Consider the following 6,000-nt stretch of genomic DNA (forward strand, 5'->3'; position numbering starts at 1 on the left):
CAGGTGTCAAGGTAGTGCGCGTGCACGGAGATACTTTTCTTTGCTGCAAGGGTTTCGTCGTCACCATCGACGCTAGCATCGTCACACCTAAAGGGCCTGCGGCGCGTCGAGTGATTTCGCTGTTCTCCATTGCGGGCAATGGAGTGTTTTTTCCCGGAGTGGTGGTCGTCCGGTCAGGTATGACGCCGGTCATCGGACGCCGTGCCGGTGTCGGAGATGCCGGTGTGGCGGGCGCGTAGCCGCCGGGCGAGTTCGGTCGTCTCCGGGGTGGGTGTGGTGTCGAGTTCGGTCAGCCGGGTCTGCAGCAGGGTCAAGGTGCGTGAGATGGCTTCGTGGCGGCCGAGGGTGTGTTGCAGGCGCATGATGTCGCGGTAGAGCAGCTCGTTGTGCGGGTCGAACGCGCGCGCGGTTTCCAGCAGATCGAGCGTGTAGTCGGGGTCGGTGTGCACGCGGGCGCGGGCCAGGGCCGCGACGGCGTCCAGTGCGTCGCGGCGGGTGGCTTCCCGGGCGGCGGGGAGCCAGTCGGCGTCCAGCCCGTCGGCCAGCAGGCCGCCGTAGCGGGCGACGATTTCCTCGTACGCCGCAATACGGTCGGTGTCGGTGGTCGCGGCCCGGCGGCGGGCCACCGCGTCGGCGAAGCCGCGGTAGTCGATGTCGACGAGTGCGGGATCGAGGCGGTACTGGCCGTGCTCGACGAGGAGCAGCTCGCTGACCGCGCCCGCGGTGATGTCGCGGACCGCGCTGCGGATCCGGGAGAGGATGGTGCGCAGCACGCTGGCCGGCCGCTGCGGGATGTGCTCGCGCCACAGGGCGTCGACGACCGCGTCCCTCGACACTCCGCCGGGATGGACAGCCAAGAGCACCAGCAGTTCCAGCAGGCGCGGGGAGAACCTGTCCGAGATCTCGCGCAGCTGCTCAGGCTGGGCGGGATCGGGCCGCCAGTGCAGCGTGGGTGCGCCGAAGACCGAGAACACGATCGGTGCCGGCTCGGTGCTCGGCTCGTGGCTGTCGGCAGAGACTGTGGGCGATGCGTCCGGCGGCGCGGTGCGAGGCTCTGGTTTCCCAGCAGGTGAGGGTGCGGGCGCCGCCTGCATGTCGCCGACGGCCGGACTGTCGGTGATTTCGAGGCTGTCGCTGTTCGCGCCCGGCGCGGGCGCGGCATCGTCCGAGGACACGGTGGCCGGGATGGTGGGCGGTTCCGGGACACCCTGCAGGTCGGGTTGGCGCTGTCGCGGCACGGCCGCGGCGTCGCGTAGTAGGGCGAGTAGGTCGCGGGTGGCGGTGTCGGGCAAGGTGAACGCCCGGGTTCCGCGTAAGGGCTCACCGAGGCCGGGGTCGGTGGCGGAGATGATCCCGGCACCGGTGATGTAGGCGGTGACGCCGGGTTGCCACTGGCCCAGCAGCACCGCCGCAATCCCCGCCTGACCGCCGTTGTCCAGCAGCCCCTGCAACCGCGCCCGCTCGTCCGCACCGGCCGGCGGGCTGGCGATCAGCACCTGCGGCGCGGGCGAGCCGGTCGGCCTGATGGCAGGCTCGAGCACGTCAAGGGCGGCGGTCAGGTCCTCGACCACCCGCACCGAGCGAGGAAGGTCTTCGGCCCGGACCGGGACGCCGAGCAGGCGGGCGAGGTCACCCGCGGGAATCAGCACGGTGACCGCGGGGTCCCCGGTGAGCATGGTGAGGACCAGGGCGCGGGCCGCGGCGTACCCGCCGGGCCCCACCACACCGAGGCCGCGTGCGCGAGCGAGGTCGAGCGCCAGCAACTGCCCACCAGCAGCGTTCGACACCTCGGCGTCAGGGGTGACGGCGTCGCCGAGGGCGATCTCCGGCGCCACGGTGGCCCGCGCCCCGGGTGCCGCTTCCTGCGTCCGGTTGCCGAGGACCCGCCGCCGGCCGGGCGCGAGAACTCGCACCGACCTCGATCCGCGGCGGCTCGCAGCGAGAGCAGGCTCGCGGCCCTCGTCGACCGGGACACCCGCCGAACCCGCGGCGAGATCGGGCTCCTCGGCCTCGATGCCCAGGGCGAGGTCGTCGTCGTAGTGCTGGGCTCGCAGGTGCGCCAGGCGCAGCTGGTAGACCACCGGCGCCACGGGCAGGTCGTCGCCCCGTTTCCCGCTGCCAGGCCGGTAACGGGCGTTGCGGCGGCGCCGCACGAGCACGACCGCGGCGCTGACCGCCGCGGCCAAGCCCAGGCTGACGAACACCTCGCTACCCCACGACACTCCCCCAGACCGATCCGCCCGTTCTCCGGCGGAATCCGGGTCGCCGGTCGCCGGTGGCGGAGAAGGCTTGCTGGATGCCGGAGTGTGGTCCTCGGTGATCGCCGGCGAAGCGGGAGGCTGCGGCGGTGCGGCGGGTTTGACGCTACGGCCCCCGGGTAGGCGGAACAGGTCACCGGGGTGGATGAGGTGCGGACTGGTCAGAACTCGTCCGCCGGGCTGGGCGCTGCCGACGTTGAGCGCCCAGATCTCGGGCCAGCGATCCCCCTCGCCCAAGCAGCGTTCGGCCATGCGCCACAACGAGTCGTACACACCGTTCTCGGGTGGTTTCGCCCTTTCCATCCCCGGTGGCGTGTCCTCGACGACTGCCGCCGCACGGGCGGCTAGCGCCTGACCACCTCCGCCCACCACCGAGGGTGCGGGTGTGCTCCCAGCGACGGGCGCCGAGGTGTGCCAGGCGGGACCGGTGGCCACGATCGGGCCGCGACCTTCACCGGTGGGCCCGCCGGTGAAGGCCGCCGGCGCGGCGGTGGCGGAGCGGCCGAGTACTGCGATGAGTGCCGCGCCAAGGAGAACCGCGACCAGGCGACGCACCGGACCGCTTGCCTGGCGCAGCTCGGGCCAGCGAGCGCCCCGGGCCACGTCGACCAGGCACGCGAGGACATCGAGGGTGAAGAAGAACCACAGCAGCCACGACAGACACGCCAACGCATCCAGCAGGAACCCGGCGGACATGGGCTGCATCAGCACAGCGGTCAACTCATCCACGCTGGGCAGGTGATCCGGCAGCGGCCAACCGACGAAGTGCGCCAATGCCCATGGCAGGCCGACCGCCAGGGCGAGCAGGACGACCGACGCGAGCACGCCGCGCACCACCAGGCCGACGAACCGGAGAACGGCCGTGACCGCCCACCAGATGCGGCGGGCCGTGCCCGGTGGCCGTGCCAGCGGTCGGCGCGCCGACCGCACCGTCACGTCCCCTCCCCCGCGACACCGACAGGCACATCCGCGTCAGCGCGAGGTACAGCGCTGGACTCGGGCAGTGTGGACGCCCGCCCGTCCGTCGGCGCCCTCACCACGGACGGCCGCTTACTGGTGCCGTTCTTCTCGCTGGCGGCCGACCGCGTCCGCTTGGCACCGGTGCGGGTCGGCGTTCGGGCGGTCAGCCATCGGGTGAGGTCAGCGGCCGGGACCTCGGTGAACCGTGCCAACTCGTCGACGCCGATGACGTCCCCAGCCGCGGCGAGTACGTCGCCGAGTTCCCGTTCGACGTCGCTGAGTTGCTCGGCAATCGCGTCTCGGCGCTGCGCAAGTTCGCCAACCCGCTGTGCCGTAGCGGATCGCTTCGCGCTGCGGACAGAGTCGGCCTCAGCAACTCGGCGTTCGATCTCCTCAGTCGTCGCCATCTTGTTCTCCTTCCTCGATAATGGCCGTCACGCTGCACTCGGTCATGGCTCCAGGCCCGTGACCCCGCGCTGGGGGTGGGCGGATCCGGCGCCGTGCACGGAGATGCCGGAAATCCCGACCAGACCGAGCAACTGGGTGCCCTGGGTAGCGGTGACGGCCACGGTCACGGTGTCCCCGGCGACCGTCACCGTGCCGCTCGCCCCGACTCCGGCGAGATAGCTCTGCGCCGCGGCGACCGCCTGCCCGGGAACCAACACCATGCGCCCGCTGTCTCGGTAGACACCAAGGTCAATAGCCTGTGCGCCCGCGCGAGCGGCCGCTTCGGCCTGCCCGGCTGCCTTGACCTTGGCAGCCAAAGCCAGGCCGCCGTCGAGGGTGAGTCCGGCCAGCGCGAGGATCCCGATCGTGAGCACGACGATGAAGCCGGTCACCCGGCCCTCGTCGGCTGACCACCAGGCCCGCCACCAGCCGAACCGGGCTTGCCACCACAGGCTCCAGCGCGTCCGCCGCGTGTGCCGCCCGTGGGTCACGAGCCACCTCCACGTGGGGCTGAGCGGAAGGTATCCACAGGTTCATTCGCGGTAGTGGACAAACGCTTCTCGCCCGGAACACCGAGAATCAGCGCGTCGCCCAAGTCGACCGAACAGGACACCGTCACCACCACCGTGCTACCGGGAGCCAGACCGCCACCGACATCCACACCGAGCGACCGGCAGGTGATTCCCGCCGACGACAGCGCGTTCGACGCGGTCGCGTGCGCCGCGCCCGTGGCGGCGGGAACGGTGCGTTCGATACTGGCCGCGCGGGCGGCCTGGTGCGCGGCGTCGTTGAGCCGCAGCCGGGCGTCGACGCCCCGATGGACAACCACGGCTACGAACACCAGCAGCATCACCAGAAACGGCGCCACCAAGGTCACCTCCGCCGCCACGGAGCCCCGATCATCACGCCACCAGGCAGCAACCGACCCCGGTCGGCAATGCTCGGACCGCAGCGGGCGTTCCCGCGCGCCGGACGGGCGGGTTCGGGTCAGCATGCCCGCCGCCATTCCTCGCCCGTGCGCTCCCACGGGAACGGGCCCGCATCCAACAGATCGCGGGCTGCGAGGATGTAGGCGAAAACCGCCTCGGGAATCCCCTCCATCGCCGTCACCAAAGGACTGATCGAGGGCAGCACCAGCTGCTCGAGCCACGTTTCGAGAGCAGCCCGCATGGTGACCGCGCGCAGTTTCTCCGTCCACGCGTCGGCCAACACGAGTACCTGCCGCAGGCAATCCGCGGCTCGTTCGATATCTCGATCGCGAGCCGCCACGTTGGCTTCAACGGCACGGACAGCGCCGGCCAGGTCGGCGACACCACGGGCGTCGCGCACCACCCGCCGGGCCTCGCGGGTTTCGTCCACACTGGACACTGCTTCCCAGGCGAGTCGGTGCACATGGTCGAGTTGCTCGGTGCCGAGCCAGGCGGCGCCCTCGTGGTGGCGAAGCTTGTCCGTGGCGACGATGATCTGGCGGACCGCCAGCACCACGGCGGCGGGGAAGCCCGCGACGTCCGCGACGGTGTAAAAGAGTTTGTCGTCGCGCTGGCCGAGTAACCAGTCCGCGTCCCGCAGCCAGAGCCGTTCGCCCTTCTCCCAGAAGAAGCTGACCCCGGCGAACGCGATACCAGCAGCGATCAGCACCCAACCGAGCACCACCATGAGCACGGCATCGGCCAACGCGACGGCGCCGCCACCGACAAAGACGGCCACGAAAGGACCTGGCCAGAGGACATCTCCCAGCACACGCCAGCGAACCGCGCGCCACCTCAAACGATCCGCGTCCACTCCTGGCTTCCACAGCGCTGGCTCCGCGACGGCGGTGTAGTGGTAGTCGTTCATGGCAGAGCCTTCCGGAGATCCGGGACAAAACGTTCGACCGGGCCGGCCGCTTCGGCGTGGACCGGCAACGTCAGGAACGGCACCACCGAGGTCGCGGTGCCCGAGATCCGCACAGCCGCGGACTCCGCGCTCCGGACCGAGTCGACACTGGGGTCGCTCAGTGGTCCGTGTGCGAGTTCGTCGAGTACCTGTTTCGCGCCAGCGGTACCCGCCGTGGCGGTTCCATTTTGTGCTCGCGCCGCGGAAAGCCCTTGTGACGCAGCGGCTTGCGCGATGTGCGTGGCGTGAGACCACAGCGCGAACTGCACGATCGTCAGCAGCATCAGCAAAAGCAGCGGTGTCGCGATCACCAGCTCGGCGCTCACCGCACCGCGATCTCCGCGCAGCGCGTGTCGTGCGCGGGCTGTAGGGATCCGGGGGTTCTGTCGGTTGTGACCGCCCTTTTGTCGGTTCGTTTCTGGGAAATGGCGAGTTCGGTTCCCTGTTTGGCGGTGGGGTT

Annotated in this window: 6 protein-coding genes; all 6 read right to left on the reverse strand. The window is 70.7% G+C overall.

The window, feature by feature from the left end:
* Positions 1-173: 173 nt before the first annotated feature.
* Positions 174-3,194: a BTAD domain-containing putative transcriptional regulator gene (locus ACFV15_RS11635; protein WP_378350149.1), complete on the reverse strand. Its 3,021-nt coding sequence runs from the start codon at positions 3,192-3,194 to the stop codon at positions 174-176.
* Complete coding sequence (locus ACFV15_RS11640; RefSeq protein ID WP_378350150.1) at positions 3,191-3,625, reverse strand: hypothetical protein; 435 nt, start codon at positions 3,623-3,625, stop codon at positions 3,191-3,193. Before ACFV15_RS11640 ends, ACFV15_RS11635 begins: the two co-directional genes overlap by 4 nt.
* 42 nt (positions 3,626-3,667) lie before the next feature.
* Positions 3,668-4,156: a hypothetical protein gene (locus ACFV15_RS11645; RefSeq protein ID WP_378350151.1), complete on the reverse strand. Its 489-nt coding sequence runs from the start codon at positions 4,154-4,156 to the stop codon at positions 3,668-3,670.
* Positions 4,153-4,554: a TadE/TadG family type IV pilus assembly protein gene (locus ACFV15_RS11650; protein ID WP_378350152.1), complete on the reverse strand. Its 402-nt coding sequence runs from the start codon at positions 4,552-4,554 to the stop codon at positions 4,153-4,155. The genes ACFV15_RS11645 and ACFV15_RS11650 overlap by 4 nt, the downstream gene beginning before the upstream one ends.
* A gap of 98 nt (positions 4,555-4,652) precedes the next feature.
* Positions 4,653-5,501, reverse strand: coding sequence for a hypothetical protein (locus ACFV15_RS11655; RefSeq protein WP_378350153.1), 849 nt, complete (start codon positions 5,499-5,501; stop codon positions 4,653-4,655).
* Entirely contained in the window at positions 5,498-5,866 is a 369-nt protein-coding gene (locus ACFV15_RS11660) for a TadE/TadG family type IV pilus assembly protein (RefSeq protein ID WP_378350154.1), read from the reverse strand. The genes ACFV15_RS11655 and ACFV15_RS11660 overlap by 4 nt, the downstream gene beginning before the upstream one ends.
* Between the last annotated feature and the right edge of the window lie 134 nt (positions 5,867-6,000).

This window comes from Amycolatopsis sp. NPDC059657 (assembly GCF_042734395.1).
Classification (GTDB): domain Bacteria; phylum Actinomycetota; class Actinomycetes; order Mycobacteriales; family Pseudonocardiaceae; genus Amycolatopsis.